This window comes from Acidovorax sp. NB1 (genome assembly GCF_005405905.1).
In the GTDB taxonomy this organism is placed as follows: domain Bacteria; phylum Pseudomonadota; class Gammaproteobacteria; order Burkholderiales; family Burkholderiaceae_C; genus Acidovorax.
Genome location: NZ_BJHU01000016.1, coordinates 1 through 25822, shown reverse-complemented (window position 1 = coordinate 25822; position 25822 = coordinate 1). Strand labels below are relative to the sequence as shown.

24 protein-coding genes, 1 tRNA gene and 1 pseudogene are annotated in these 25822 nt (G+C 63.3%); 9 read left to right on the top strand and 17 right to left on the bottom strand.

Translation table 11 applies throughout. The features are described 5' to 3' along the window. Window positions 1–7: 7 nt before the first annotated feature. Window positions 8–838: a hypothetical protein gene (locus tag AvAM_RS06840; protein ID WP_212742260.1), complete on the bottom strand. Its 831-nt coding sequence runs from the start codon at window positions 836–838 to the stop codon at window positions 8–10. Window positions 839–1079: 241 nt separating this feature from the next. Here AvAM_RS06840 and AvAM_RS06835 point away from each other — a divergent pair, with 241 nt between their 5' ends. Continuing rightward, complete coding sequence (locus tag AvAM_RS06835) at window positions 1080–2066, top strand: PhnD/SsuA/transferrin family substrate-binding protein (protein WP_137746375.1); 987 nt, start codon at window positions 1080–1082, stop codon at window positions 2064–2066. A gap of 101 nt (window positions 2067–2167) precedes the next feature. Here AvAM_RS06835 and leuD read toward each other — a convergent pair whose 3' ends face one another. The 4 genes from leuD to AvAM_RS06815 are packed head-to-tail and all read right to left on the bottom strand — an operon-like array spanning window position 2168 to window position 6224. After that, window positions 2168–2836 carry a 3-isopropylmalate dehydratase small subunit gene (gene leuD / locus AvAM_RS06830; protein ID WP_137746374.1) on the bottom strand — a complete coding sequence of 223 codons (669 nt, stop codon included), beginning with the start codon at window positions 2834–2836 and terminating at the stop codon, window positions 2168–2170. Further along, window positions 2833–4251 carry a 3-isopropylmalate dehydratase large subunit gene (leuC, locus tag AvAM_RS06825; protein WP_137746571.1) on the bottom strand — a complete coding sequence of 473 codons (1419 nt, stop codon included), beginning with the start codon at window positions 4249–4251 and terminating at the stop codon, window positions 2833–2835. Before leuC ends, leuD begins: the two co-directional genes overlap by 4 nt. Window positions 4252–4281: 30 nt before the next feature. Beyond that, on the bottom strand, window positions 4282–5184 hold the full coding sequence (locus AvAM_RS06820; RefSeq protein WP_137746373.1) for an alpha/beta fold hydrolase: 903 nt from the start codon (window positions 5182–5184) through the stop codon (window positions 4282–4284). Window positions 5185–5207: 23 nt separating this feature from the next. Further along, a complete protein-coding gene (locus AvAM_RS06815) occupies window positions 5208–6224 on the bottom strand; it encodes a tripartite tricarboxylate transporter substrate binding protein (protein ID WP_137746372.1) in 1017 nt (338 codons plus the stop codon). 114 nt (window positions 6225–6338) lie between these two features. On the opposite strand from AvAM_RS06815, the gene AvAM_RS06810 reads away from it, so the two are divergent. Then, a complete protein-coding gene (locus AvAM_RS06810) occupies window positions 6339–7238 on the top strand; it encodes a LysR family transcriptional regulator (RefSeq protein ID WP_137746371.1) in 900 nt (299 codons plus the stop codon). Between the two features lie 89 nt (window positions 7239–7327). After that, window positions 7328–7690, top strand: a complete 363-nt coding sequence (locus AvAM_RS06805; protein ID WP_137746370.1) for a FlxA-like family protein — start codon at window positions 7328–7330, stop codon at window positions 7688–7690. A 76-nt stretch (window positions 7691–7766) separates the two neighbouring features. On the opposite strand, the gene AvAM_RS06800 is transcribed toward AvAM_RS06805, so the two are convergent. The 5 genes from AvAM_RS06800 to AvAM_RS06780 form a co-directional block, all read right to left on the bottom strand. Further along, window positions 7767–8360 (bottom strand): hypothetical protein, encoded by a 594-nt coding sequence (locus AvAM_RS06800; RefSeq protein ID WP_212742259.1) that lies wholly within the window; start codon window positions 8358–8360, stop codon window positions 7767–7769. A gap of 150 nt (window positions 8361–8510) precedes the next feature. Continuing rightward, complete coding sequence (locus tag AvAM_RS06795) at window positions 8511–10136, bottom strand: ABC transporter ATP-binding protein (protein ID WP_137746369.1); 1626 nt, start codon at window positions 10134–10136, stop codon at window positions 8511–8513. A gap of 17 nt (window positions 10137–10153) precedes the next feature. Continuing rightward, window positions 10154–11209 (bottom strand): ABC transporter permease, encoded by a 1056-nt coding sequence (locus AvAM_RS06790; RefSeq protein WP_171012151.1) that lies wholly within the window; start codon window positions 11207–11209, stop codon window positions 10154–10156. Window positions 11210–11222: 13 nt separating this feature from the next. Beyond that, window positions 11223–12266: a microcin C ABC transporter permease YejB gene (locus tag AvAM_RS06785; RefSeq protein WP_137746367.1), complete on the bottom strand. Its 1044-nt coding sequence runs from the start codon at window positions 12264–12266 to the stop codon at window positions 11223–11225. Between the two features lie 11 nt (window positions 12267–12277). Beyond that, complete coding sequence (locus tag AvAM_RS06780; RefSeq protein WP_249367993.1) at window positions 12278–14107, bottom strand: extracellular solute-binding protein; 1830 nt, start codon at window positions 14105–14107, stop codon at window positions 12278–12280. 104 nt (window positions 14108–14211) lie between these two features. Between AvAM_RS06780 and fabI the strand changes: the two genes are divergently transcribed. Both fabI and AvAM_RS06770 read left to right on the top strand, forming a co-directional pair. Continuing rightward, a complete protein-coding gene (gene fabI / locus AvAM_RS06775; protein WP_137746366.1) occupies window positions 14212–15012 on the top strand; it encodes an enoyl-ACP reductase FabI in 801 nt (266 codons plus the stop codon). A gap of 123 nt (window positions 15013–15135) precedes the next feature. Beyond that, window positions 15136–15963, top strand: a complete 828-nt coding sequence (locus tag AvAM_RS06770) for a DNA ligase (RefSeq protein ID WP_137746365.1) — start codon at window positions 15136–15138, stop codon at window positions 15961–15963. 50 nt (window positions 15964–16013) lie between these two features. Here the strand turns inward: AvAM_RS06770 and AvAM_RS06765 are convergent, their stop codons facing one another. Continuing rightward, window positions 16014–16574 carry a fasciclin domain-containing protein gene (locus tag AvAM_RS06765; RefSeq protein ID WP_137746364.1) on the bottom strand — a complete coding sequence of 187 codons (561 nt, stop codon included), beginning with the start codon at window positions 16572–16574 and terminating at the stop codon, window positions 16014–16016. A gap of 180 nt (window positions 16575–16754) precedes the next feature. Continuing rightward, a pseudogene (locus tag AvAM_RS06760) lies at window positions 16755–19124 on the bottom strand (Orn/Lys/Arg decarboxylase N-terminal domain-containing protein). Between the two features lie 147 nt (window positions 19125–19271). On the opposite strand from AvAM_RS06760, the gene AvAM_RS06755 reads away from it, so the two are divergent. From AvAM_RS06755 to AvAM_RS06745, 3 genes are all read left to right on the top strand, one after another. Further along, window positions 19272–19697: an NfeD family protein gene (locus tag AvAM_RS06755; protein WP_137746363.1), complete on the top strand. Its 426-nt coding sequence runs from the start codon at window positions 19272–19274 to the stop codon at window positions 19695–19697. 51 nt (window positions 19698–19748) lie between these two features. Next, window positions 19749–20666: an SPFH domain-containing protein gene (locus AvAM_RS06750; protein ID WP_137746362.1), complete on the top strand. Its 918-nt coding sequence runs from the start codon at window positions 19749–19751 to the stop codon at window positions 20664–20666. An 84-nt stretch (window positions 20667–20750) separates the two neighbouring features. Further along, window positions 20751–20840: transfer RNA gene (locus AvAM_RS06745), tRNA-Ser, on the top strand. A 226-nt stretch (window positions 20841–21066) separates the two neighbouring features. Here the strand turns inward: AvAM_RS06745 and AvAM_RS06740 are convergent. Both AvAM_RS06740 and AvAM_RS06735 read right to left on the bottom strand, forming a co-directional pair. Further along, window positions 21067–22092 (bottom strand): dienelactone hydrolase family protein, encoded by a 1026-nt coding sequence (locus tag AvAM_RS06740; RefSeq protein WP_249367991.1) that lies wholly within the window; start codon window positions 22090–22092, stop codon window positions 21067–21069. Window positions 22093–22098: 6 nt separating this feature from the next. After that, window positions 22099–23292: a hypothetical protein gene (locus tag AvAM_RS06735; protein WP_249367989.1), complete on the bottom strand. Its 1194-nt coding sequence runs from the start codon at window positions 23290–23292 to the stop codon at window positions 22099–22101. Window positions 23293–23348: 56 nt separating this feature from the next. Between AvAM_RS06735 and AvAM_RS06730 the strand changes: the two genes are divergently transcribed. Beyond that, window positions 23349–23756: a helix-turn-helix domain-containing protein gene (locus AvAM_RS06730; protein ID WP_137746361.1), complete on the top strand. Its 408-nt coding sequence runs from the start codon at window positions 23349–23351 to the stop codon at window positions 23754–23756. A gap of 17 nt (window positions 23757–23773) precedes the next feature. Here AvAM_RS06730 and AvAM_RS06725 read toward each other — a convergent pair whose 3' ends face one another. From AvAM_RS06725 to AvAM_RS06715, 3 genes are read right to left on the bottom strand one after another with little or no spacing between them, the layout of a single operon-like run. Further along, window positions 23774–24223, bottom strand: a complete 450-nt coding sequence (locus AvAM_RS06725; protein ID WP_137746360.1) for a hypothetical protein — start codon at window positions 24221–24223, stop codon at window positions 23774–23776. Next, entirely contained in the window at window positions 24220–24957 is a 738-nt protein-coding gene (locus tag AvAM_RS06720) for a hypothetical protein (RefSeq protein WP_249367987.1), read from the bottom strand. The genes AvAM_RS06725 and AvAM_RS06720 overlap by 4 nt, the downstream gene beginning before the upstream one ends. 1 nt (window position 24958) lies before the next feature. Next, the gene (locus AvAM_RS06715) at window positions 24959–25348 is read right to left on the bottom strand and encodes a type I restriction endonuclease subunit M (RefSeq protein ID WP_249367985.1); all 390 of its coding nucleotides are present in this window, start codon (window positions 25346–25348) and stop codon (window positions 24959–24961) included. Window positions 25349–25822: the final 474 nt, after the last annotated feature.

Genomic DNA, 25822 nt, shown 5'->3' with positions numbered 1-25822 from the left:
ACTCTTTTTACTGCGCTGCCATCACCGTGGCGGGGCCATCGTCCCCGTCGTCCCCGCGCAGCTCTTTGTGTTCAGTGGCCATGTAGTACAGCGGCAGCGCCACGGCCAGCACCAGCCCCACGCCCATCCACAGCCAGAAGCCCTTGAACAGCAGCACGGTGACCACCGTAAAGACCACCGCATGCACCAGCCCTTTGAACCCGGCCCGCAACAGCAGCACGGCCATCAGCCCCTGCACGGGCGACTTGCCGCTTTTGCCCATGGCCCGCGCCATTTCGACAAACGCCTCGGCCGCCTCCCGGGCCTCGCGCTTGCGCTTTTCTTCCTGCTGGCGCAGCTTGGCCACGGCCAGCGGCTTGGCCGGGTCTTTGGAACAGGCGTAGCGGTTTTCGGCCTCCCCGTCGTGGCTTTCGCCGTCCTGGTGCGCGGGCTCCACCTCAGCGCGCCACTGCGGGTTGGCGTCCGTGAACGCCTGGCGTGACACCCACTGGCCCCGGTCGAAGTGCATGCGCTCGGTTTCCCCGACCTGGTCGTAGAACACCTCCAGCACCGCAGCCTGCAGGCCGTGCCTGAACAGGGTTTCGATCTGCAGCAAGGGCAGGTCGCCGCTGGTGCCGGTGTCGAACTGCAGCACCAGGTGCGACGGCGCGGCGGACGCGGACTGGTTGAACCATTCCATGTCCCACAGCGCCTCCAGGCTAGGGGCGCCCAGCTTGTTGGCCCAGCGCTGGGCCTGCTCGGTGTTGTCTGCGCACATGTACTGGTAGACCAGCTGGCCGATCTTGAGCTTGATCGGATCTTCAAAGAACAGTTGTAGCGTGAGTGTGTTCTGCGACATGGGACTCGAACGGGGTTGAAGGCCTGCAGTGGTGGAGTGTGGAGATTGTGCGGAGCAGCCCTGCCTCTGTCCCTTACCGCCTTGTCCAGTGCGCCGAGGCAGCGAGTTTACAAATTGTCCAGTGTTCAAAGCACCTGTGCAGAGTCGCCTGCGTGCCCGATCTGAGCATCAAGCTCCTGCATACTCCGGGCGCGCGGGCTGGGCCCGATCACACAACCAAAACACCGGAGAGGACACCACCATGCGATTCAACGCCCGTTTCTATGCCTTGCTGTCTGGCGCTGCGCTCACGCTGGGCCCTGCGGCTGCGCAAACTGAGCGCGCCGCACCGGCCAGGCCCGCAGCTGCGGCACAAGCCGCCAGCCAGTTCACCAACAGCCCGCGTGAAAAGCTGGTGGTAGCCATGCCCAAGACCTATGCCAAGGCCGAGACCATGTTGCTGTGGGGCGACTACTTCAACCACCTGGCACGCTGCGGCAACGTCGATCTGCAGAACCAGCAGGGCGAATCGCTGGAGAAGAGCACCAACATCGATGTGCTGGGCGAAAAGGAACTGATCGACAGCCTACTCACCGGCAAGGCGCAGCTGGCGCAGGTCAACCCCGGCTTGGTGCCCCAGTTGGTGGGTGCTGGCCAACCCGCCCCGTTTGGTGTGCCCGGCAACAAGGCCAGCGGCAAACGCAATTCCTACACGCTGATCCTGATCTCGCGCGTGGACAGCCCTTTCAAGGAGCCCAAAGACCTTATCGGCAAGAAGATTGCCCATTCCACACCCACATCCAACTCGGGCAACCTGGCGCCGCGCGCACTGTTCCCGGCCATCGGGCTGGTGCCGGACCAGAACTACGAGGTGGTGTTCTCCAACGGACACGAGCGCTCGGTGACCGGCGTGATGCACGGCTTCTACCCCGCCGCAGCCGTGGCCAGCGACCTGTACCAGCGCATGGTGGTCAAGGGCGACGTGAAGGGATCGAGCATCCGCACGCTGTGGGAGAGCCCGCCCTTCATGACCGAGACCTGGACCCTGGGCAAGGACGTGTCGCCCGAGCTGCAGGCGCGCGTGAAGAAGTGCTCGTACAGCTACAGCTTCTCGCCCAAGCTGCGCCAGCTGCTGCCGGGCAACGACACTTTCTTGCCCATCAACTTCGAGCGTGACTTCTCCACCGTGATGGAGGTCTACAACAAGACCCAGAAGGCGGCGCAGGCGGCCAAGTCTGCCGCCAGGTAGCCAGCAGGCGGCCAAGTCTGCCGCCAGGTAGCCAGCAGGCGGCCAAGTCTGCCGCCAGGTAGCCAGGCACGCGGGCCGTGCGGCCCGGCCGCCTCGTCCCCTCAAGCCGGGCCGGCCGCCGCAGCAAGGCGCTCACGCGTGCGCCGCGCGACATCCTTCACCCAGGGCTGGGCCTCCCAGTGGCGCTGGGCAAACGCCGTGATCTGGTCCCCGTAGGTCAACGAGGCACCGATCACATCCAGGCCGTCGATGAACATGCGCCGGTGCCGCTCGGAGATGGTGAACGGTGCGCTGTGCCCTGCCGTGCGCACCTGGCGCTGCTCCACATCGATCTCCATCGCCAGTGGCCCCTGGGTGGCACGGGCCTCGCGCATGAAGGCCTGGGCATCGTCCTCGCTCACCATCGCCAGCAGCAGGCGGTTGTTCATGGCGTTGGAGTAGAAGATCTCGCCAAAGCTCGACGCCACCACGGCCTTGAAGCCGTACTGCTGCATGCCCCACACGGCATGCTCGCGGCTGGAGCCGCAGCCATAGTTGCTGCCCGCCAGCAGCACATCGGTGCCGGCAAACGCTGGCTGGTTGAGCACGAAGTCTTCGCGCGGCTGCCCGGCGCCGTCAAAGCGCAGGTCGTACAGCAGGCCCGGCGCCAGGCCCGATTTGTCGATGCCGCGCAGGAACTGCTTGGGCATGATCTGGTCGGTGTCCAGGTTGGCGATGTCGAGCAGTGCGGCCCTGCCGCGCAAGGTGGTGTTGGTGTTGTCGGCGCTCATGCAGTCACCTCCAGGGTTCTGACGTCGGTGATGCAGCCGGTGACGGCCGCGGCGGCGGCCATGGCCGGGCTCATCAGGTGCGTGATCGCCCCCCTGCCCTGGCGGCCTTCGAAATTGCGGTTGGTGGTGGAGGCGCAGCGCTGGCCCGGGGCCAGCACGTCGTCGTTCATGGCCAGGCACATGGAGCAGCCGGGCCGGCGCCATTCGAAGCCGGCCGCCACCAGGCGCGCGGCGATGCCTTCGGCCTCGGCCTGGGCCTTCACCGCGCCCGAGCCGGGCACGACCATCGCGCGCACGCCCGGGGCCACGCGGCGGCTGCCGACGATGCGGTCCACCTCGCGCAGGTCTTCGATGCGGGCGTTGGTGCACGAGCCGATGAACACGTGCTGCACCGCCACGCCCGCCAGCGGCTGGCCGGCGGACAGGGCCGTGTAGCGCAGGGCCTGCTCGGCGCTGCCGCGCTGCACGGCGTCGGTGATGTCCTCGGGCCGGGGCACGGTGGCGTTGACGGCCATGGCCTGGTCGGGGCTGGTGCCCCAGGTGACGAAGGGGGCCACCTCGGCCGCGTCGAACACGTGCTCCACGTCGAACACGGCATCTTCGTCGCAGTGCAGCGTGGCCCAGTGGGCCAGGGCCTGCTCGCGCACGCCGCCGGTGATGTCGGGGGCCTTGGCCAGCACGTAGTCGATGGCGGTGGCATCCGGGGCGATCAGCGCGCCGCGCGCACCCGCTTCCACCGCCATGTTGCACAGCGTGAAGCGCGCCTCCACCGACAACGCGCTGATGGCGCTGCCGCTGAATTCGACGACAAAGCCGCGCGCGCCCTGCGCACCGATGCGGCTGATGATGAGAAGGATCAGGTCCTTGGCCGTGGTGCCCGTGGGCAGACGGCCATCCACGCGGATGCGCATGTCCTTGGCCAGGCGATAGACCAGGGTTTGCGTGGCCAGCACATGCTCCACCTCGGACGTGCCGATGCCGAAACCCAGCGCCCCCAGCGCGCCGTAGGTGGTGGTGTGGCTGTCGCCGCAAATGATGACCATGCCCGGGCGCACCATGCCGTGCTCGGGCGCGATCACGTGCTCGATGCCCTGCAGCGGGTCGTTGGTGTCGAACAGCGGGATGTGGTGGCGGTCGCAGTTGGCCTTGAGGTTGCTGGCCTGCAGGGCCGAGGGCGGGTCCTGGATGGTGCGCCAGCGCACGGGGTGGGTGGGGATGATGTGGCTCACCACCGCCACGTTCTGCCCCGGCACGGGCACGCCGCGCCCGGCCTCGTGCAGGCCGGCGAAGGCCTGGGGGCTGGTGTATTCGTTCATCAGGTGCAGGTCGCAAAAGAGCAGCACGTTCTGTTCATCGAGAACGGCGACGGTGTGCGACGCGACCAGCTTCTGGTAGAGCGTGGAGGGGGTGGTCATGGTCATCGTGGTGTGTGTTTTTGTGTGCTGTTACCGGCCGGCAAGAAGGAACGGCAAGGCGGCGTCGAGCAGCGCCTCGGGCGCCTCTTCGGCGATGTAGTGGCCGCAGGGCAGCGGGTGGCCGCGCACGTCGGCCGCCACGCGCTGCCACTCTGCAAGCGGCTTGAAGCACTGGTGCACCACGCCTTGCTCGCCCCACAGGGCCAGGAGCGGCATGGCGAGCTGGCGGCCCGCATCGCGGTCGGCCCTGTCGTGCACCAGGTCAATGCCGGCGGCGGCACGGTAGTCCTCGCAGACGCCGTGGGCCGCGCCCGGCAGGCCCAGGCAGCGCACGTACTCGGCCAGGGCCCGTGGGTCGAACGGCGCCAGGCCGGCGCTGCGCCGGCCCATCACGTCGCGCACGTAGGCGGCGGGGTCGGCCTCGATCAGGCGCTCGGGCAGCGGCGCGGGCTGGATCAGGAAGAACCAGTGCCAGTAGGCGCGGGCGAAGGCCTGGCTGGTCTGCTCGTACATGGCCAGGGTGGGCGCGATGTCCAGCAGCACCATGCGCGAGACCGCCTCGGGGTGGTCGGCCGCCAGGCGGTGCGCCACGCGGGCGCCGCGGTCGTGGGCCAGCACGGCAAAGCGCGCATGGCCCAGGTGCTGCATGGCGGCCAGCATGTCGGCGGCCATGGTGCGCTTGCTGTAGAGCAGGTGTTCGGCATCGCCGGCGGGCTTGGCCGAGTCGCCGTAGCCCCGCAGATCCGCCAGCACCAGCGTGAAGTGCTGCGCCAGCAAGGGCGCCACCTTGTGCCAGATGGCCGATGTCTGCGGGTGGCCGTGCAGCAGCAGCAAGGCCGGGCCCGTGCCGCCGACCAGTGCATGGATGTGCTGGCCGTCGGGCGTGGGCAGGCGGTGGGCATTGAAGCCGGGGAAGAGCGGGGTCGTGGTCATGGTCATGGTGTCGTCGCAGTGGTCTATTCGGCCGTGATGCCGCGCTCCTTGATGAGCTTGGCCCATTGCGGCATCTCCGTCTCCAGCCGGACGCGGGCCTGCTCGGGGGTCGAGGGAATGGGGTCGAAGCCGTCCTTGGCCATGCGCTCCTTGAGCGCGGGGGTGCCCAGTGCCTGGTTCAGCGTGGTGTTGAGCCGCTCGATGATGGGCTTGGGCGTGCCGGCCGGCGCGAACACGATGAACCAGGTTTCAAACGCATAGCCCGGCAGGCCCGCCTCGGCAATGGTGGGCACATCGGGCATCAGCGCAGAGCGCTTCGTGCCGGTAACGCCCAGGGCGCGCAGCTTGCCGGCCTGCACATGCGGCTGCGCGGCCGACAGCACGGGGAAGCTCATCGCCACCTGGCCCGACATGGTGTCGATCATGGCCGGGCCGCCGCCACGGTACGGAATATGGACGATGGGCGTGCCCGCCACGGCCTTGAACAGCTCGGCCGACATGTGAAAGGTGCTGCCCGGCCCGGCCGAGCCGTAGGTGTAATGGCCCGGCTTGGCCTTGAGCAGCGCAAGCAGCTCCTTGAGGTTCTTGGCCGGCACCGCGTTGTTGACCACCAGCACGTGCTGAGAGCTGGCCACCATGCCGATGGGCACGAGGTCCTTCAGGGTGTCGTAGGGCATCCGGGCCGTGAGGGCGGGGTTGATGGCCAGCGACACCGTTTGCAGGCCGATGGTGTAGCCGTCGGGCTGCGCCTTGGCGACCATGTCCACGCCGATGTTGCCGCCCGCACCGCCCTTGTTCTCGATGAACAGCGAGCCGCCCAGGGCCTTGCCCCATTCGTCCGTCACCATCCGCGCAGCGATGTCCGCGCTGCCGCCCGGGGCGTAGGGCACGACCAGCTTGATGGCCTTGCCGGGGTAGGCCGCGCCTTGGGCCAGGGCGGCGGGGGCCGCCAGCAGGGCCAGCGTGGCGGCTGCCACAGCAGCCACGCTAGCCACAGTGGCATTGGCCAGGCGGCGGCGGAGCGTCGGAAGTGTCGTCATGGGGCTTGTCTCCTGCGGTATGTGTTGTGGTTGGGATCTTAGGAGTGATGTCCAAAGCCATAAATACCGTCAAAATTACTTCATTCATAAATTCAACGCACGAATCAAGCACCCATGGACGGCTTTTCTGACCTGCGCTTTTTTGCGCTGCTCATGAAGGAAGGCAGCCTGGCGGCGGCCGCGCAGCAGATGGGCATCACCCCGCCGGCGGTGAGCCGGCGCCTGGCGCAGCTGGAGCACCGCCTGGGCGTGCGCCTGCTGCACCGCACGACCCGACGCATCCGCCTCACGCCCGAGGGCGAGACCTACCTGCTCGACGGCGCCCGCATCCTGGGCGACCTGGAGGCGCTGGAGCGCACGGTGGCCGGCGCCCGCAGCTCGCCCCGGGGGCTGATCAAACTGGCCTCCACGCTGGGTTTCGGCCGCGTGCACATCGCGCCCGCGCTGTCGGCCTTTGCCCGCGCCTACCCCGAGGTGGAAGTGCAGCTGCACCTGACGGACCGCACCGTGAACCTGGTGGAGCAAGGCTTTGACGCGGCCGTGCGCTTTGGCGACCTGCCGGACTCGCGCCTCACGGCACGGCGGCTGATGGCCAACCAGCGGCTGCTCTGCGCATCGCCCACCTACCTGGCCCAGGCCGGCGAGCCCGCCCAGCCGGCCGACCTGCTGGCCCACCAGTGCATCGTGATCCGCGAGAGCGACGAGACCTATGGCACCTGGCACCTGCACCAGGGCGAGCGGCAGGAAACCGTGAAGGTGCGCGGCATGCTCAGCACCAACGACGGCGCCGCCGCCACCACCTGGGCCCTGGAGGGCCACGGCGTGCTCATGCGCTCCGAATGGGACGTGGCGGCCCACCTGGCCGCAGGCCGCCTTGTGCGCGTGCTGTCCGCGTGGGCCCCGCCTGCGGCCGACGTGACGCTGGTGTACCCCACGCGCAGCGACCTGTCGGCCAAGACGCGGGCGCTGGCAGACTTCCTGCGGGACTGGTTTGCGGCGCCGCGACCGGCATGACGCGCCCAGGGCACACGGTGGGGCACCAGGACCAGCACCATGCGCCAGCGCAACCCTTGAGATTGCCGCCGAATTGCCGATAAAGCGGCATGCAGATATCCAGTGCCACCTCGTCTTCGGGCGCCGCGTCCAGCGCCAGCGCCGCCAGCGACATCAACAAACTGCAAAAGCAGCTGCGCGAGCTGACCAACGAACTGCGCAGCTTGGCCGGGCAGAACATGGAGACCAAGGCCAAGCAGGCGAAGGCGAAGCTGCTGCAGGCGCAGATCCAGATGGTGCAGCAGCAGATTGCCGCCATCCAGCGCCAGACGCAGCAGGAGCAGGTGGACAGAATGCAGGCGCAGCAACAGGCCCAACAGCGGGCCCGGGCAGACCGGCAGGCGTCTGTCGGCGGCACACACCGCACCCGCCCCGCGCCAGGGCTGGGGGAGTCCGTCGATACCTTTGCCTGAAGGGCCCGCAGCCCACAGCGGCGACTCCAGCGGGTGTCGCACCGGCGCTCCCCCGCCGCGCCCCCTTTAACGGCACTTACCGTTTGTCCAGCAAGGTGATGTGCGCAAAAGGCATGTGGTGCATCAGCTCGCGCAAGATCAGCAAGCTGGCCGCAAAAGCGGGGCTGGCGGGCAGCCCTTCATGCGCGGCAGGGCGGCCTTGCACCACTGCGGCGAGCCGGTTGAAAAGCCGCTCCATGGCCTCCAGCGTCAGCACCCGCTCGGCCCCTGGCGCAACGCCCGCCAAAGTGGCGATCTCATGCAGCATCGGATCGACGGATAACAGCAAGGCTGTGTGCCCCTCGGGCACCCATTGGCGGTGGCGCACATGGGCCGCATAGACCTCGTCTTCGACCCAGGCGATGGCGGTTTCCAGCTCCAGCGGTGTCGGCACAGCACTGCGAAAAAAATCACGCACCGTTTTCTGCTGGCCCAGGGCCAGCGTCAGCGTGGCCGAAGGCTTCGTGGGCTCCTGCCCCGTTGCAAGCTCACTGTGCTCGGAGCCCAAGTGCAGCGCGGTCACACATGAACCGGGAGCCACCAGGGCGTGGGCCTGGCGATACACCACGCCCAGGTCCACCTGGGGCGCTACGTCGCCGCAGCCTGGCAGGGTGGGGAGCTGATCTGGCATGGAGTCAGGGGTGGTTGGTGGCATGGTGGCTGCGGCGGGTATGTGCTGGCGGGTTGCGGGGGATGCAGGCATCTTTCCACGGCCGGGCAGCATGCGCAACCGCATGCTGCGGGCGGGCACGCTGACAGGCCACCCCAGCCCGTCAGTCCATCAGCCCGCCACGCCCGGTGCGCTGGCAGCCGCCACCAGGCGCTGCGTGTAGGGGTGTTGCGGCGCATCCAGCACCACATTCACAGGGCCGCTTTCCAGCACCGCGCCATCCTTCATCACCAGCACATCGTGCGCCATGGCGCGGATCACATCCACATCGTGGGTGATGAGCAGGTAGCTCAGGCCTTTTTCTTTTTGCAGGCGCTGCAACAGGCCCAGCACCTGCTGCTGGATGGTCACGTCGAGGGCGCTGGTGGGTTCGTCCAGCACCAGCACCTGCGGCTGCACGATGAGGGCACGCGCAATGGCCAGGCGCTGGCGCTGGCCGCCCGAGAATTCGTGCGGATAGCGCGCCAGCAGGCGCGGGAACTGCGCTTCGGTCAGGCCCACCTCGGCCAGCATGGCTTCCACGCGGCTGCGGCGCTCGGCCACGGTCAACGTTGGTTCGTGCACCTTCAGGCCTTCGCCCACGATCTCCTCGACCGTGAGACGCGGCGACAGGGACGAGAACGGGTCTTGAAACACCACCTGCACCCGGCGGCGCAACTGCTGGTTGGTGGGCGTGTTGCGCATGGCGGGCTGCTGCCACGCCTGGCCGCCCACCTGCAACTGCCCCTTGGCAGGCAACAGCCCCAGGATGGCCTGGGCCAACGTGGACTTGCCCGAGCCCGATTCGCCCACCACGCCCAGCGTCTGCCCCGGCAGCAATTGCAGCGCGGCGCCCTGCACCGCCACAAACTCGCCCTTTTGGAACCAGCCCTTCAGGCCCGGCAGCGGCGTGGGGTAGGCCACGCGCAGATCCTGCGTCTGCACCACGGGCGCGGTGTCAGCAGGCGGGTCGGCCTCGACCACATCGCGGCGCGGCTGGCTGGCGATCAGGCGGCGGGTGTAGGCATGCTGCGGGGCGCCAAACACATCGGCCACGGTGCCCTGCTCCACCAGCACGCCCTGCTCCATCACGGCCACGCGGTCGGCAAAGCGGCGCACCAGGTTCAGGTCGTGCGTGATGAGCAGCACGGCCATGCCGGTCTGACGTTGCAGGTCGCTCAGCAAGTCCAGTATCTGCCCGCGCAGGCTCACGTCCAGCGCCGTGGTGGGCTCGTCGGCCAGCAACAGCTTGGGCGCGCTGGCCAGGGCCATGGCGATCATGGCGCGCTGGCGCTGGCCGCCGCTGAGCTGGTGCGGAAAGCTGTTGGCACGGCGCGCGGGCTCGGGGATGCCCGTTTGTGCCAGCAGATCGATGGTGGCCTGCGCGCACTGGGCGCCTGTGAGGCCGCGCTTGAGCTGCAAAATTTCGGCAATCTGCGCGCCAATCGTCATCAATGGATTGAGCGCGGTCATGGGCTCCTGGAACACCATGGCAATGTCGTCGCCGCGCACACCGCGCATCTCGCGCTCGGTCAATGCCAGCAGGTCGCCACGCCCTTGCAGGTGGGCCTGACCGGTGATGGTGGCATCGCCCACCAGGCGCAGCAGGCTGAGCGCGGTGATGGTCTTACCCGAGCCGGACTCGCCCACGAGGGCAAGCTTTTCGCCTGCGGCAATGTGGAGGTTGACGCCACGCACCACCTCTTTAGGGCCAAAGCGCACATGCAGGTCCTGTACCTGCAGCAAGGCGAGATTCATGGCCGATGAGGTCGCTATCACAGGTCGGCCTTTCTGGGGTCGAGCGCATCGCGCAGCGCATCGCCCATGAACGTCAGCAGCAACAGGGTCGTGACCAGCACGGCAAAGGTAGACAGCGAGATCCACCACGCATCAATGCTGTTCTTGCCCTGACTCAGCAACTCGCCCAGCGACGGCGTGCCGGGCGGCACCCCCAGGCCCAGAAAGTCGAGCGAGGTGAGTGCCAGGATGGCCGCACTCATGCGGAACGGCAAAAAGGTGACCACGGGCGTGAGGCTGTTGGGCAGGATGTGCCGCCAGATGATTTGCGTATTGCTCACCCCCAGCGCGCGGGCCGCCTTCACGTAGTCGAGCTGACGGTTGCGCAGGAACTCGGCACGCACATAGTCCGACAGCCCCATCCAGCCGAACAGGCTCAGCAAAATGAGCAGCAGCGACACACTGGGCGCAAACACCGCGCTGAAGATGATCAGCAAATACAGCTCGGGCATGGAGCCCCAGATCTCGATAAACCGCTGAAAGGCAAGGTCGGTCTTGCCGCCAAAAAACCCCTGGATGGCGCCAGTGACCACCCCCAGAATCACGCCGGTCATGGTGAGCGCCAGGCCAAACAACACACTCACCCGAAAGCCGTACAGCAGCTGCGCGAGCAGGTCACGCCCCCGGTCGTCCGTGCCCAGCCAGTTGTCGGCCGTGGGGGCCGAGGGGTTGGGCGCCTTGGCAAAGTAGTTGAGCGTGTTGGGGCCGTAGGGGTTCAGGGTGTACAGCGCCCAATTGCTGCCCATGCTCAGCCGCTCCTTGATGAAAGGGTCAAGGTAATCCGTGGGGGTCTCGAAGTCACCCCCGAAAGTCTTTTCGGGGTAGTCCTTGAGCATGGGGAAATAGGTCTGCCCTTCGTAACGCACGATGAGCGGCTTGTCATTGCTGACCAGTTCAGCCCCCAGGCTGATCAGCACCAGGGCGCAGAAAATGAGCAGGCTCCAGTACCCCAGACGGTTGCGCTTGAAGCGCAGCCAGGCGCGGCGGGACGGGGAGAGTGAAAGCGGTGTAGCGGCAGGACTCATCGGGGCCATCGGTGCGTTCGGGCTAGTCAAACTTCACGCGCGGGTCCACCCACACATAGCAAAGGTCGCTGATGAGCTTGGTCAACAGCCCGATCAGCGTGAACAAATACAGCGTGCCCAGCACCACCGGGTAGTCGCGGCGGATCACGCTCTCGTAGCTGAGCAGACCCAGGCCATCGAGCGAGAACAGGGTTTCGATGAGCAGCGAACCTGCGAAGAACGCGCCGATGAAGGCAGCGGGAAAGCCCGTGATGATGGGAATCAGCGCATTGCGGAACACATGCTTCCACAGCACCTGGCGCTCGCTCAGGCCCTTGGCGCGGGCCGTGAGCACATACTGCTTGCGGATTTCCTCGAGGAACGCGTTTTTGGTCAACATGGCCGTGACGGCAAAACTGCCCAGCACCATGGCCGTGACGGGAAGCGTGATGTGCCACAAATAGTCCACGATGCGCGCGCCCCAGGACAGTTGCTCCCAGTTGGCCGATGTGAGCCCCCGAAGCGGAAACCACTGCAGTTGCCCGCCGAAGATCACCAAGAGCGCCACACCCAGCACGAAGCCGGGTATGGCGTAGCCGACCAGGATGAGCAAGGTGGTGACCAGATCAAACCGTGACCCGGCCCGCACCGCCTTTGCCACACCCAGCGGCACGGCCACCAGATAGCTGATGAAAAAAGTCCACAGACCCAGGCTTATTGAAACGGGGAGCTTTTCACGCACAAGGTCAGAGACGGCCTTTCGTTGATAGAAGCTCTGCCCGAGGTCAAACCGTGCAAACGACCAAAGCATTTGCGCGAAGCGCTCATGCGCAGGCTTGTCGAACCCGTACAGCGCCTTGATTTCCTCCAGTTGCTTCGGGCTCAACCCTTGGCGGCCACGGTAGTCCCCCCCTGCTCCTGAACTCGGCGAAGCCCCCTCCCCACCAGAGGAGCGCCCCTGCAACTGCGACACCAGTTGCTCCACCGGCCCGCCGGGCACAAACTGGATGACCACAAAGGTCAGCAGCAGCACCCCCAGCAGCGTGGGCACCATCAACAAGATGCGTTTGAGTATGTAGCTGAGCATGCGGTGTGACCCTAGCGGTTGGTTGGCGAAGCCCACCACGTGGCGGCAGCCCAAGAATCCGGCTGGTAATAGGGCGGAATTGTCGAGGGCAACACAAAACCAGCGGGCCGATAGCCCACGAAAAACTCATCGCTGTACCACTGGGGAATCGAGTAATAGCCGTGGGACAAAACACGATCCAGCGCGCGCATCGCAGCCGATACATCCGCCTTGGTCTGGGCACTGAGCACGGAACGAATCAGGCTGTCCACTGCCGGATCGGCAATGCCCCACATGTTGGCCGAGCCGGGTGTCGCGGCGGCCTTGGAGCCAAAGTATTCAAAAAGTTCGCTGCCTGGGGAAGTCCGTCCTGGTATGCGAAGGCTGCCCAGCTCGAATTCGAACTCATCCATTCGCTGCTGGTAGAGGGCTCCGTCCACATTGCGTATCTTCAGATTGATCCCCAGCTTTTTCAAAGCAATCTGCATGGGGCTGACCAGCCGCACCGAGGACGGCTGTGCATTCAGGTACTCCATCTCAAACGCATCGCCCTGGGCATTTCTCAGGGCTCCGTCACGGTAGACCCAGCCTGCCTCCGCCAGCAACTGTTTCGCCTGGCGCAGGTTGTCCCGCAAACTGGATGGAGGCAGCGTACTCGGTGATCGCAAGGCCGGGCCAAACACGTCGGGACTCAGCTTGTCGCGCAGCGGCTCCAGCAAAGCCATTTCTGCAGGCCCTGGCAGCCCCGACGCATGGAAGTCACTGTTCGGGAAATACCCCTCCACCCGCTTGTACAAACCATAAAACATCTGGCGATTGAGCCACTCGAAGTCCATCGTCAGCGCAATGGCCTTGCGAACGCGAATGTCCTTGAACTTGGGGTTGCGCAGGTTGAATGTGTAGCCCTGGAAATCACCAGGATTGCGGTGCTCGAACACCTGCTTCTTGACGGCTCCGGAGTCAAAGGCCTTACCCTTGTATTGGCGCGCCCAGTTTTTGGAAACGAACTCCCGCTTCAGGTCATATTCACCCGCTTTGAGTCCCTCAAACCGGCTGGTGTCATCGAGATAGAGTTTGTAGGTGATGCGATCGAAGTTATAGAGACCCTTGCGCACCGGCAAGGAAGCCCCCCAGTAGTTCTTGTCGCGAACGTAGGTGATGTCGCGCCCCAGCTGCCCACTGGAGGGCCGGTAGGGCCCCGAGGCAATGGGCACATCTGTGATGACTGCATCGAAGGGCTTTCCAGCCCCCCATTTCCGGCTGAAGACCGGGACACTCCCAGCCACAAGCGGCAGTTCTCGATTGGAACTGGCAAATTCAAATTTGACCAAGCGCTCAGCCAGGGCCCGGACCGCTTTGATATCCCCAAAGATCGTCTTGAACTGCGGCGATGCCTGCTTGCTCATCAGGGTGTTGAAAGAATGGACCACATCGGCGGCCATCACTGCAGACCCATCGCTGAATCGCGCTTCCTTGCGAATGCGAAAGGTGGCCGACAAACCATCCGGCGCCACTTCCACATCTTCTGCGAGCAAGCCATACCCTGTGGACGGCTCCTCTGAATTGCCGATCAACAGGGACTCGAAAACCAGCTCCAGCATCCCCGCAGGCGGCGTTCCCTTCAGCGTGAACGGATTGAACTTGTCGAAATTGGTGACTGCAATCGGCGGAACCAGGCGAATCTCGCCCCCCTTGGGAGCACTCGGATTGACATAGTCAAAATGCGTGAAACCAGGCGGGTACTTCACATCGCCGAATTGGGCATAGGCATGTGCGGCCCAGGAGGTAGGACCCAAAACCATGCCACACACAGCACACAACGCCGCGCGGGCCCAGCGAGAACAGACTGCTACAAGGCGCATGCGACAATTCTGCACTACGTTCGCCGGCCCCCGTGGCACTTAGCGCATACCCCTATGCCCCCGCCCGCCGGCCCACATTCCGCTATTCCAAAAGGAGATTGAACATGGGTTTTCTGACCGGCAAGAAGCTGCTCATCACAGGTGTTTTGTCCAACCGCTCCATCGCCTACGGCATTGCCAAGGCCTGCCACGAGCAAGGTGCCGAGCTGGCATTCAGCTACGTGGGCGAGCGCTTCAAGGACCGCATCACCGACTTCGCAGCCGAGTTCAACTCCAAGCTGGTGTTTGACTGCGACGTGGCCAGCGACGAGCAGATCGAGCGCATGTTCACCGAGCTGTCGCAGACCTGGCCCCAATTTGACGGCTTTGTGCACAGCATCGGCTTTGCGCCGCGCGAGGCGATTGCGGGCAACTTCCTCGAAGGCCTGAGCCGCGAAGGCTTCCGCATTGCGCACGACATCAGCGCCTACAGCTTCCCGGCCATGGCCAAGGCGGCCCTGCCCTACCTGAATGACAAGTCGTCGCTGATCACCCTGAGCTACCTGGGCGCGCTGCGCTCCATCCCCAACTACAACACCATGGGCCTGGCCAAGGCCAGCCTCGAAGCCTCGGTGCGCTACCTGGCCGAAGCCGTGGGCCGCACCGAAGACGGCCGCAGCATCCGCGCCAACGGCATCAGCGCGGGCCCCATCAAGACCCTGGCAGCCAGCGGCATCAAGGACTTCGGCAAGCTGCTCAGCCGCGTGGCCGATGCCTCGCCCCTGCGCCGCAATGTGACGATTGAAGACGTGGGCAACGTGGCAGCCTTCCTGCTGTCCGACCTGGCCAGCGGCATGACGGCCGAGATCACCTACGTGGACGGCGGCTTCAGCCAGACGGCGGGCCTGTCTGCCGACCAAGTCTGAGCACACCACGCGTCGGATCACATCAAAATCTAAAGAAAAATGGCTGCTACCGCGCGTCCATCAAGCGCAAGCAGCTATATTTTCAATAGCAATCTAACCCGCAGGCACTGCCTGGGCCTGGCGATGCTGGGCCTGCTGCCCACGGCGACGGCAGTGCATGCGGCAGAGCCCCCTGCCCTGCTGCTGGCCAACGTGTACCGCCCCGGCATGCCGCTGGCCGACTATTGGGTGAGCGAGAAGTACGACGGCGTGCGCGGCTATTGGGACGGCCACACGCTGCGCACGCGCGGCGGTGAAACCGTGGCGGCGCCCGCGTGGTTCACCGCAAGCTGGCCTGCCACCCCCATGGACGGCGAGCTGTGGGCCGGGCGCGGGCGTTTTGCACATGCCCAGTCCACCACGCGCCAGCAACAGCCTGACGATGCGGCCTGGCGGCAGATGCGCTTCATGGTGTTTGACCTGCCCGCCCAGGCCGGCCCGTTTGACGATCGCCTCACCGCCTTGAAAGCGCTGGTGGCGCAAATCCACCAGCCTTGGGTGCAGGCCGTGCCGCAGCAGCGTGTGGCCACCGATGCTGCCCTGCAGGCCCTTCTGCAGCGCACGGTGCGCGCTGGCGGCGAGGGGCTGATGCTGCACAAGGGCAGTTCGCTGTACCGCTCGGGCCGCAGCGACGATCTCATCAAACTCAAAACCCACGAAGACACCGAGGCCCTGGTGGTGGGCCACCTGCCCGGCAAGGGCAAACACGCCGGGCGGCTGGGCGCACTGCTGGTGGAAATGCCCACCGGCCAGCGCTTCAAGCTGGGCGCAGGGCTGACCGATGCCGACCGCGCCGATCCGCCGCCCATTGGCAGCTGGGTGACCTACCGCTTTCGCGGCACGCACGACGGCGGCCTGCCGCGTTTTGCAAGTTTTGTGCGGGTGCGGAGCGATATGCAGCCACCTCGCTAAAGGCTGCGCGGAGGCTGCGGGCGACCCTACCTTTCGCCCATCATCACCCATCAGTTGGGCAACAACACCTTGTCCACCACGTGGATCACGCCGTTGGACTGGTACACATCGGCAATCGACACCGTGGCCGTACCGCCCTTTTCGTCCATCACCATGATGGCGTTGCCGCTGGCTTTGGCAGTGAGTGCGCCGCCCGCCACGGTCTTGAGGCTGGCCATGCCTTTGCCATCGGCAATCAGCTTGGACAAGGCTGCTGCGTCGTATTTGCCAGCCACCACGTGGTAGGTGAGCACCTTGGTCAAAGTGGGCTTGCTCTCGGGCTTGAGCAGCGTGTCCACCGTGCCTGCGGGCAATGCGGCAAATGCTGCATTGGTGGGCGCAAACACGGTGAACGGACCAGGGCCCTTGAGCGTATCCACCAGACCAGCCGCCTTGACTGCCGCCACCAGCGTGGTGTGGTCCTTGGAATTCACGGCGTTGTCGATGATGTCCTTGCTGGCCAGCATGGGCGCACCGCCCACCATGACCTGTGCCATCGCGGGCACTGCAGCAGCGGTCACTGCAGCAGCCAGGGCAATGGTGGCGAGGCGGGCGTTGAATCGGAAGGTCATGAGAATCTCCTGAAAGGTAGGTGAAGACAGTCGTCACCGCATGCGAACCACGCGGCTAAGAGTCAATACGGCAGCGCCACCTCAGCGGATTCAAGTGCACAAAAAAAATCGCTCCGCCAGCCATGCCGGGGGAGCGATTTTTGGGAGGCAGGTGTATATACACCCGCGCAAAGACAGTGACTACAGGTTGCGCCCGTAACACCCGTCTTCGTTTACTTTCGCCAGATTCTTGACAGGAGCCAAAGGCCCAGGCTCCTTGTCTGGCATGGTTGGCTACGCCACGCAGTCGGCGTAGAAGCGCACTTGGCCATTCTCGTCCTCCACCTCCACCAGGCCGTGGATGTCGGTCTCGAAACCCGGGCACAGCTTGGCGAACTCGCGGGCGAACTTGAGGTAGTCCACGATCTTCTTGTTGAACACCTCGCCGGGGATTAGCAGCGGAATGCCCGGCGGGTACGGCGTGACCAGGCCCACGGTGATGCGGCCTTCGAGGTGGTCGATCTCGACCCGCTCGGTCGTGCGGTGCGCAATGTGTGCATAGGCGTCCGAGGGCTTCATGGCGGGCGTGAGGTCCGACAGGTACATCTCGGTCGTCAGGCGGGCGATGTCGTACTTGGCGTACATCTCGTGCACATGCTGGCACAGGTCGCGCAGGCCCATGCGCTCATAGCGCTTGTGCTGCTGGCAGAACTCCGGAAGGATGCGCCACATGGGCTGGTTCTTCTCGTAGTCGTCCTTGAACTGCTGCAGCGCCGTGAGCAGCGTGTTCCAGCGGCCCTTGGTGATGCCGATGGTGAACATGATGAAGAAGCTGTACAGGCCCGTCTTCTCCACCACCACACCGTGCTCGGCGAGGTACTTGGTCACGATGGACGCGGGGATGCCTGTCTTGTCGAACTTGCCGTCGAGGTTGAGGCCCGGCGTGACGATGGTGGACTTGATCGGGTCCAGCATGTTGAAGCCATCGGCCAGCTGGCCAAAGCCGTGCCACTTGCTGCCGCTCTTCTTGCCCTTGCCATCGCTGCGGATGATCCAGTCCTCGGCACGGCCCAGGCCCTCGTCCACGAGCTTGTCGGGGCCCCAGACCTTGAACCACCAGTCGTTCTTGCCGAAGTCTTCCTCCACCTGGCGCATGGCGCGGCGGAAGTCCAGGGCTTCGAGCAGGCTTTCCTCCACCAGCGCGGTGCCGCCGGGCGGCTCCATCATCGCTGCGGCCACGTCGCAGCTGGCGATGATGCTGTATTGAGGCGACGTGGACGTGTGCATCAGGTAGGCCTCGTTGAAGAGGTGCCTGTCGAGCTTGGCGGTCTGCGAGTCCTGCACCAGCACATGCGATGCCTGGCTGATGCCGGCCAGCAGCTTGTGGATGGACTGCGTGGCGTACGTCACCGAATATTTGGGGCGCGTGCGCTTCTTGCCCATGGCGTGGTAGCTGCCGTAGAACGGGTGGAAGGCGGCGTGCGGCAGCCAGGCCTCGTCAAAGTGCAGGTTGTCCACGTAACCGTCAAGCATGCCCTTGATGGTCTCGGTGTTGTAGAGCACGCCGTCGTAGGTGCTCTGTGTGAGCGTGAGCACGCGCGGCTTGACCTTTTTCGCATCCACGCCCTTGAGCAGCGGGTTGGCCTTGATCTTGGCCTGGATGGCAGCAGGCTCAAACTCGCTTTGCGGAATGGGCCCGATGATGCCGAAGTGGTTGCGCGTGGGCTTCATGAACACGGGGATGGCCCCGGTCATGATGATGCTGTGCAGGATGGACTTGTGGCAGTTGCGGTCCACCACCACCACGTCGCCCGGCGCCACCGTGTGGTGCCACACCATCTTGTTCGATGTGGACGTGCCGTTGGTCACGAAGAAGCAGTGGTCGGCATTGAAGATGCGCGCGGCGTTGCGCTCCGATTCACCAATGGCGCCGTTGTGGTCCAGCAGCTGGCCCAGCTCTTCCACCGCGTTGCACACGTCGGCGCGCAGCATGTTCTCACCATAGAACTGGTGGTACATCTGGCCCACGGGGCTCTTCAAAAACGCCACGCCGCCCGAGTGGCCGGGGCAGTGCCAGCTGTACGAGCCGTCTTCGGCGTAATCCAGCAAGGCCTTGAAGAACGGCGGCTGCACGCTTTCCAGGTAGCTCTTGGCCTCGCGGATGATGTGGCGCGCCACGAATTCGGGGGTGTCCTCGAACATGTGGATGAAACCGTGCAGCTCGCGCAGGATGTCATTGGGCAGGTGGCGGCTGGTCTTGGTCTCGCCGTGCACGTAAATAGGCACTTCGGCGTTCTTGCGACGCACTTCGCCGATGAAGTTGCGCAGGCTCAGAACGATGGGGTCCAGCCCCTCGCCAACAGTGAACTCTTCATCGTCGATGGACAAGATGAATGCGCTGGCGCGGCTTTGCTGCTGCGCAAATTGGGACAAATCCCCATAGCTGGTGACCCCGACTACCTCAAAGCCCTCGGCCTCGATGGCCTGCGCCAGGGCGCGGATACCCAGACCCGAGGTGTTCTCGGAACGATAGTCTTCATCGATGATGATGATGGGAAAGCGAAACTTCATGCGCAGCCTCCGTGCAAACGTGCCCTGCCCGGCCAAAAAACGAAATAGGCGCGAAGTGTAAGGAATAACGTTGACGCGCCTTTGAACTGCCACTCTTTTGACCCAGAATGTGGTGCACTAAACACAACCGACCCAAGGAGGTTCAGCATGGAGGCATCCACCATCTGGTGGCTGGCAGCGGGGGCAGTGGTCGTTGCGGAGCTGCTTACCGGGACGTTTTATCTGCTGATGGTGGCCGTAGGTCTCGCGGCGGCAGCTTTGGCAGCCCATCTGGGACTGCCCATTGCGGCTCAACTGGTGGCAGCAGCCTTGGTAGGCGGCGGTGCTGTGGTGGGCTGGTACTACCTCAAGAAGAAAAAGCCTGGAGAGCCCTCTGCCCGCGCCGACCGCAGTGTGAATCTGGATGTGGGAGAAACGATCCTGATCGAGGGCTGGAACCCTGATGGAACCACCACCGTGAAATATCGGGGCGCGTCCTGGATCGCCATTCACCGCCCTGGCGTCACACCCTCCACCGGGATGCACCGGGTGGCGGAATTGGTGGGCAATCGCCTTCTGGTGGATCCACTTTAGAGACCGGCCATCACTTTAGCTTTGCAGCTCACAAAAAAAGAGAGGTTTCCCATGGAAGTCGCCATCGTCATTCTCATCATTGCCGTGATATTCATCGCACGCTCCGTCAAGGTCGTGCCCCAGCAAAACGCCTGGGTGAAAGAGCGGCTGGGCAAATATGCAGGCACCCTCACACCGGGCCTGAACTTCCTGGTGCCGTTTGTGGACAAGGTGGCCTACAAACACAGCCTCAAGGAAATTCCGCTCGACGTGCCCAGCCAGGTCTGCATCACGCGCGACAACACGCAGCTGCAGGTGGACGGCATCCTGTATTTCCAGGTCACCGACCCCATGCGAGCCAGCTACGGTTCCAGCAACTACATCATGGCCGTCACGCAGCTGGCACAGACCTCGCTGCGGTCCGTGATCGGCAAGCTGGAGCTGGACAAGACCTTCGAGGAGCGCGACATCATCAACGCCCAGGTCGTGCAGGCCATCGACGAGGCTGCGCTGAACTGGGGCGTGAAGGTACTGCGCTACGAAATCAAGGACCTCACACCGCCGAAGGAAATCCTGCACGCCATGCAGGCCCAGATCACTGCCGAGCGCGAAAAGCGCGCGCTGATTGCGGCTTCTGAAGGCCGCCGCCAGGAACAGATCAACATCGCCACCGGCGAGCGCGAAGCCTTCATTGCCCGCTCCGAAGGTGAAAAACAGGCTGTCATCAACAAGGCCATGGGCGAGGCCGAATCCATTCGCGCCGTGGCCCAGGCCACCGCAGAGGCCATCGAGCGCGTGGCCACCGCCATCCGCCAGCCTGGCGGCGAACAGGCCGTGCAGCTCAAGGTCGCAGAGAAGGCCGTGGACGCCTACAGCCAGGTGGCATCCGACGCCACCACCACCCTCATCGTGCCCAGCAACATGACCGAGGTGTCGGCCTTGATCGGCTCGGCCATGAAGATGGTACAGACGTCGCAGAAAGCAGGCTGAGGACGGACAAGCACCAGTTTTTTTGCCTTCGATGCCGCCGTTCTCTCAGATCGGTGGGAACCTGTGGCTATAATCGAGGGCTTCGGAGAGGTGGATGAGCGGTTTAAGTCGCACGCCTGGAAAGCGTGTGTGGGCTAATCCCCACCGCGGGTTCGAATCCCGCCCTCTCCGCCACAAAAATTTTCTAAGTTATTGATTTAGAAAGCAAAAAGCCACCGCAAGGTGGCTTTTTTGTTTTCTAGCCACTTTTCTAACCATCTTTCATTGGTGGCTTCAATAGGATTCCGCTAGACCACCTCGGACGATCAGTACAAATTCTGATCGCACCGAAGGCTCATTCGTCTTGAGAGCAATTGGCACATTGAATGCTGTCCGGCTTGATCTAGTGCCGCTTAATCGGTCACGGTGCTTTTGGAAGGTGCCTCTCAACAAACGCCAGAATGTCGCTCCGCGTAATGTCCGTGAACTTGTTGCTGCTGCAAATCGGGAACGGGTTGTACTTGTTGAGCGCCCGCGTGCACACGTTGTCTTCCGCCCGACGACCAACACCTCGGGTTGGCGAGTCCCATGCGTGCGTGGCGCCTTCAAAGTTCGTCCACTTCTCGACGCCCTTGAACACTTTGTCCACGTTGCACTGAGACAGCGGCGTGGCGGTGTCGGCAGTTCCGGTGAAAGCGATCACAGGTGCCACATAGTTGCCCAGCGGAGGAGCGTCTTCACGATCCGTACTGCCGCTGGGCGCACGACCAAAAATGGACTCTTTCACGTAGCAGTTGGGGTACAGCGAAACGCCACCAGCCAGCAGTGACTTCACTTCGCCACTGAGGTTGTGATTGGTAAAAGCTCGCAACACAGTCCATCCGCCTTGGCTGTCGCCAATCACGAACGTCTTCTTAGGATCAGCACCTTCGGATTGTGTGAACCGTGCAGCGGCGATTAGATCAAGCACACGCATGTTGGCACCAAAGCGAGTCCAACTGAGCCAGTTTTCCGTGCGCCCCCGTGACCAATACGAATCGAGAATCAGAATGTTGGCGTCGAGGTTGCGTTTGGCCCACACAGCGGTGTCCAGGTTGCCGGGTGCCACACCGTGACCACCATGAACGATGATGATGGTGGGGCGCTCAAACACTCGACCGTTCTGTGCTGTCCAGCTAGAGAACAGCATGCCCTTGCCGTCATAAGACGGGACGTTGGCGGCGAACAGGTTGAGCCCATTGTTCACCAGCGGTCGCTCCATGTTCCAGCCATGGGACGATGCCGGTGGATACTGCTCCACGATGGGTGGTTGGTACTTCTCGATGGGAATCACATCGTCTGAGGCGGCCCAGGATGAGGTGGATGCCACAAATAGCACTGCGGCACCAAGAAGCGAGCGAAAAGCGGTGCGAGGTTGATTTTTCATTTTTTGTTTTGACTCCAACATAGGTGCTCACTGCAGTGGCAGCGTCCGGCTGTCTATGCTCAGCCCCATCTTTTGAAGCTGCGCGGGGTCGAAACGGGACATAGCATCACCTTGGCAACGCAGATCAGCAATGCGTTTGCCGCCCTGCTCCACCACCACTCCCTTGCGTCCATTTTCACCGTCACCGGCATAAACAACATAGCGATAGTTGCCTTTGTCAAAGGACAAGAAGCTCACAGTAGTGCCGTCTTGAGCGACCTGTGAGCCACGCTGGAAAACTGAAGCCGCACCAGCGCCACCACTCGGATATTCCATCTCCACTGCGCCTTCCTGCGGTGCTATCCGATACGCCAACTGCTCATTGCCACCAGCACGACCAATACACACTGAGGCGCGCTTCTTTCCGGTGGAACACGCAAAGATCGGGGTCTCAGCGGCCGTACATAGGTGAGGGACAGCCACAGCCGGAGCAGCAGCCGTCACGTTGGCTGGCGGAGCGACTGGCGCCGCAGCGGGTGTCATGTTCACTGGCGGTGGCGTAGCTACGGCCGGCGCAGGTTGGGTGGCTGGCGATACCTCCGCTGGAGTTGGCTCCGCTGGCTTAGCCTCGGCTGCTGGTGGAGCTTCTCCAGCGATCTTGGCAATCTCCGCTTCGCTCTTGTCGAACACCCGGAGCATCGCCAGATCGTGGAACAACCCCATGAATGCCAAGTGTCCCGTGAGCTTGACCAGAACCTCCTTGCTGTCTTCGGTGCGCTGGACGGTGTAGGTCACATTGCCCTTGACCGTATTGCCATCCAACGCTGCGCCTTGAGGCTCATACGTGCCGCGTAGATGATTGAGCATCCGTTGATCGGTGGGAATGGCGTCTTGCGGCATCACCGCCGTCAGGACCGCTGAGCAGGTTTTCTTCCCTGTCGATTCGTCGCTGCGAGCGGTGGTGATGGACTCCACCGTGACTTTGGTGTTCTTGCTGGTGATCTGCACGCTGCGCTGGCGCTCAGGGCTCATGCTGGCATGCTCTTTGTCAAAGCTCTGCTGGTAAATCTGCTGGACCAGCGACACCGTGGCCGGATCAGCGCAGGACGGCGCTTTGTCACCGCATGCAGCCAGCAAGACCACGGACGTTGCCGCCAAGGTCACGGCGGTAGCTCTTTTGGGGTTCATTTTTTCTTCCTGTTGATTGTAAAAATTTGTGCCTCTCAAGGAACATTCTGGCATGTAATGTTCCTTATAAGACGTTTCCTCAGTAGGCACATTTCGAGAGCCTGTGGAGCATGTCACGGACTGCCCCACAGAAACAAAGCACTGCCAGCGAGACGCCGGTTCAGCGCCGCCGCAAGGTGCGACTCATACCGAATGCCATCACGTTGGCGGTCGGTCAGAACCTGCGGCACTTCCGCGAGCAAAACGGCATGACGCAGTTGGAATTGGCAATGAGTGCCGAGGTGGAGCGCACTCGGGTGTCCAAACTGGAGCTGGGTCTGGTGAACCCGAGTGTTTTGACACTCGCCACCATCTGCCACGTGCTGAACATCACCCTGGCCGACTTGTTCGGTGGCATTCGGCTGGCACATCCACCCACCACCGAGGGTGGGCCACTGCGTCGCGCCAATCAAGCGGTGCTCGACAAGAAGCCAGCAGCCAAGCGCGCCAAAGTGCCGGGTAAAGCTGCCGCTGAGTAGGTGCTGATCAGTTCGGTTCAGCCGCTCACGACCACTGTCAGTCGCAGCTTGTCCACCAATGCCGGGGCAGGCGCTGCTGCAAACCACAGTTCAGAACGAGCTGCCACCGCGCTATGGAACGCGCTGGATACCGCCCTGCACTGATCCAGATGCAAGCCGCAGCCGCCGCGTAGCACCACGATGACAGTCGATGGGTGTTCTGCTGACACCTGCTGTGCGGTGGCCGTGATGCTGTCGTGGAGCATGGTTTGCAGGTCGCAGTGATGGCCGGTAACGGCATGGTTCCAGGTGGACCGCCCCCAACACGCCATCACCGCGCTCAAATCGCCCCAGTCCAATGCTGGCATCGCGTCTAGCTCTGTCGCCGCCCACAGATCGTCAAGAACCCTTTCCGAGTACACGACAGAAGGAGTTGGCATGCACACCAGAGCCAGCGTCCGCAAACATTCGCGCCGGTTTAGTGTCATGACGTTCTCCGAACCCGTATGGCCGCTAGCAACCGAACCGCCTCAGGTTGCCAAGACTCCGACTCGTGCATCCAGATAATCATCTTCTGCTTGGGCTCTTTATGCCAACCAGGCTTGGCACGACGGCTACCAGGGCCAGCATCTGGCAAACGCAGCCGTGCGTTATGGGCGTAGAAACATGGTTCTGCGCCACCACTGTCCAGTAGCAGGATGCGCTGCGGAAAGTGGCTTTTCCCGACCACCAAACCCTCCACACCTACCGCGAGAGCCCAATGCTTGGTGCGGTGATGCTTCACCGAGGCAAATGCAATGGCAACCAGATCGCCTTGCATGAGCCATTTGACGGCGGGGGCATCCACTTCGTGCTCAATGCAGTAGCGAGCGGTGAGTTCAAGTGGCAGTCCAAGGCTGTTCACTGCATCCACCCAATCTTTCGGATTGATGCCGGTGAAGTAGTACGGGGACATTGCGGTCCAAACTGCAGCTGCTACACCATGCTTGCGCCGTGACATGTCGTGCAGTGCCGACGCCTTAGCCTGTCCAAGGGTGATCAACAGCATCGCCAGCATGTGAGTCCCACAAGATGCGTCCAAAACCGATTGCTGCATAAAGACTGGCACCGGCTCTTCGCGCTTTTGTTGAACAGTTAGTGCATGGCCAGTCTGCAGCGCCGCATGGACGCGCTGAAACGTGTAGGACGGCTCAGCGCGCTTCGATGAGACGGCATTGGACATATCAATACTCATCTGGACACAACAGCGTAGTCACGCTACGGTCGGCTTCAGTGATGATCCATAGTGTTGGAAGCGACGAACGTTTGTCTCTGGGTGTCGCAGCCAGTCGCTCTGCATCGACCAGCCGATAGCAACTCAGAATCCGCAACCTGCGGGAGATGGCGAAGTCGTTTTCTGCGCGGTCTTCGTCGCACAGATCGCCCCAATCGCCATGCACGTGACGGCTGATCAGGGCTGCCGCGCTGAAGCCAGTTTCTTGCAGCAGTTCCAAAGCGCCTGGCGTGGCGACGATTTGGCCCAGCGGAAACTTGGCAGTGTTGGAGTAGATGACGGTGGCGACGGTAGGTGAAGATGACGCCAGACTTAATGTGGATTCGGGTGTTGTGGTCATGGGAATCTCCATAGGTAGGGAACGAAACAAAGCGGCGAAAACAAACGAGCGTGCGTAGTCCTCCGCGAACGAATGGCGGATGGAAGGCAAGCGAGAGAGAAATCAGTGCGGTCGCAGAAAAGCAGCCGACGAGAGACAGGGTCTCAGCGAGAGGCCATCAACGAAACTTGCGCTTGGCAAAGCGCGGTCAGCAGATCAGAGTCCGAGGCGTATGGCTGCTCGATCCAGTCCGCAAATTGGTCAGTAGCTGATAGCCATACGCTCAGAAGTGAGGGCATTTCTCCATCGGCACTGATGCTGTTAGCGCCAGTGCAATCGTGATCAGCAGTGCCAGTCGAACATTGACCAGGGGCTGAAGCTGGTTCCATTAGAAGCCAGCTGTGGATAACTATAGGTTGGATGGTTCGGTAGCACCTCCTTTTTTTGAACTGGTAGTTGGTATTCCCGAGCCGTCAGGCGAGGCCCCCTCCTGCG

What these genes read in the sequence shown, in the direction of transcription:
- AvAM_RS06750 (WP_137746362.1), top strand. Translation starts at nt 19,749, where the DNA reads ATGGAAGTCGCCATCGTCATTCTCATCATTGCCGTGATATTCATCGCA.
- AvAM_RS06720 (WP_249367987.1), bottom strand. Translation starts at nt 24,957, where the DNA reads ATGTCCAATGCCGTCTCATCGAAGCGCGCTGAGCCGTCCTACACGTTT.
- leuD (WP_137746374.1), bottom strand. Translation starts at nt 2,836, where the DNA reads ATGAGCGCCGACAACACCAACACCACCTTGCGCGGCAGGGCCGCACTG.
- AvAM_RS06835 (WP_137746375.1), top strand. Translation starts at nt 1,080, where the DNA reads ATGCGATTCAACGCCCGTTTCTATGCCTTGCTGTCTGGCGCTGCGCTC.
- leuC (WP_137746571.1), bottom strand. Translation starts at nt 4,251, where the DNA reads ATGACCACCCCCTCCACGCTCTACCAGAAGCTGGTCGCGTCGCACACC.
- AvAM_RS06785 (WP_137746367.1), bottom strand. Translation starts at nt 12,266, where the DNA reads ATGCTCAGCTACATACTCAAACGCATCTTGTTGATGGTGCCCACGCTG.
- AvAM_RS06715 (WP_249367985.1), bottom strand. Translation starts at nt 25,348, where the DNA reads ATGACCACAACACCCGAATCCACATTAAGTCTGGCGTCATCTTCACCT.
- AvAM_RS06770 (WP_137746365.1), top strand. Translation starts at nt 15,136, where the DNA reads ATGCTGGGCCTGCTGCCCACGGCGACGGCAGTGCATGCGGCAGAGCCC.
- AvAM_RS06755 (WP_137746363.1), top strand. Translation starts at nt 19,272, where the DNA reads ATGGAGGCATCCACCATCTGGTGGCTGGCAGCGGGGGCAGTGGTCGTT.
- AvAM_RS06840 (WP_212742260.1), bottom strand. Translation starts at nt 838, where the DNA reads ATGTCGCAGAACACACTCACGCTACAACTGTTCTTTGAAGATCCGATC.
- AvAM_RS06795 (WP_137746369.1), bottom strand. Translation starts at nt 10,136, where the DNA reads ATGAATCTCGCCTTGCTGCAGGTACAGGACCTGCATGTGCGCTTTGGC.
- AvAM_RS06790 (WP_171012151.1), bottom strand. Translation starts at nt 11,209, where the DNA reads ATGGCCCCGATGAGTCCTGCCGCTACACCGCTTTCACTCTCCCCGTCC.
- AvAM_RS06740 (WP_249367991.1), bottom strand. Translation starts at nt 22,092, where the DNA reads ATGTTGGAGTCAAAACAAAAAATGAAAAATCAACCTCGCACCGCTTTT.
- AvAM_RS06725 (WP_137746360.1), bottom strand. Translation starts at nt 24,223, where the DNA reads ATGACACTAAACCGGCGCGAATGTTTGCGGACGCTGGCTCTGGTGTGC.
- AvAM_RS06810 (WP_137746371.1), top strand. Translation starts at nt 6,339, where the DNA reads ATGGACGGCTTTTCTGACCTGCGCTTTTTTGCGCTGCTCATGAAGGAA.
- AvAM_RS06735 (WP_249367989.1), bottom strand. Translation starts at nt 23,292, where the DNA reads ATGCCAGAATGTTCCTTGAGAGGCACAAATTTTTACAATCAACAGGAA.
- AvAM_RS06765 (WP_137746364.1), bottom strand. Translation starts at nt 16,574, where the DNA reads ATGACCTTCCGATTCAACGCCCGCCTCGCCACCATTGCCCTGGCTGCT.
- AvAM_RS06800 (WP_212742259.1), bottom strand. Translation starts at nt 8,360, where the DNA reads ATGCCAGATCAGCTCCCCACCCTGCCAGGCTGCGGCGACGTAGCGCCC.
- AvAM_RS06815 (WP_137746372.1), bottom strand. Translation starts at nt 6,224, where the DNA reads ATGACGACACTTCCGACGCTCCGCCGCCGCCTGGCCAATGCCACTGTG.
- AvAM_RS06820 (WP_137746373.1), bottom strand. Translation starts at nt 5,184, where the DNA reads ATGACCACGACCCCGCTCTTCCCCGGCTTCAATGCCCACCGCCTGCCC.
- fabI (WP_137746366.1), top strand. Translation starts at nt 14,212, where the DNA reads ATGGGTTTTCTGACCGGCAAGAAGCTGCTCATCACAGGTGTTTTGTCC.
- AvAM_RS06805 (WP_137746370.1), top strand. Translation starts at nt 7,328, where the DNA reads ATGCAGATATCCAGTGCCACCTCGTCTTCGGGCGCCGCGTCCAGCGCC.
- AvAM_RS06780 (WP_249367993.1), bottom strand. Translation starts at nt 14,107, where the DNA reads ATGCGCCTTGTAGCAGTCTGTTCTCGCTGGGCCCGCGCGGCGTTGTGT.
- AvAM_RS06730 (WP_137746361.1), top strand. Translation starts at nt 23,349, where the DNA reads ATGTCACGGACTGCCCCACAGAAACAAAGCACTGCCAGCGAGACGCCG.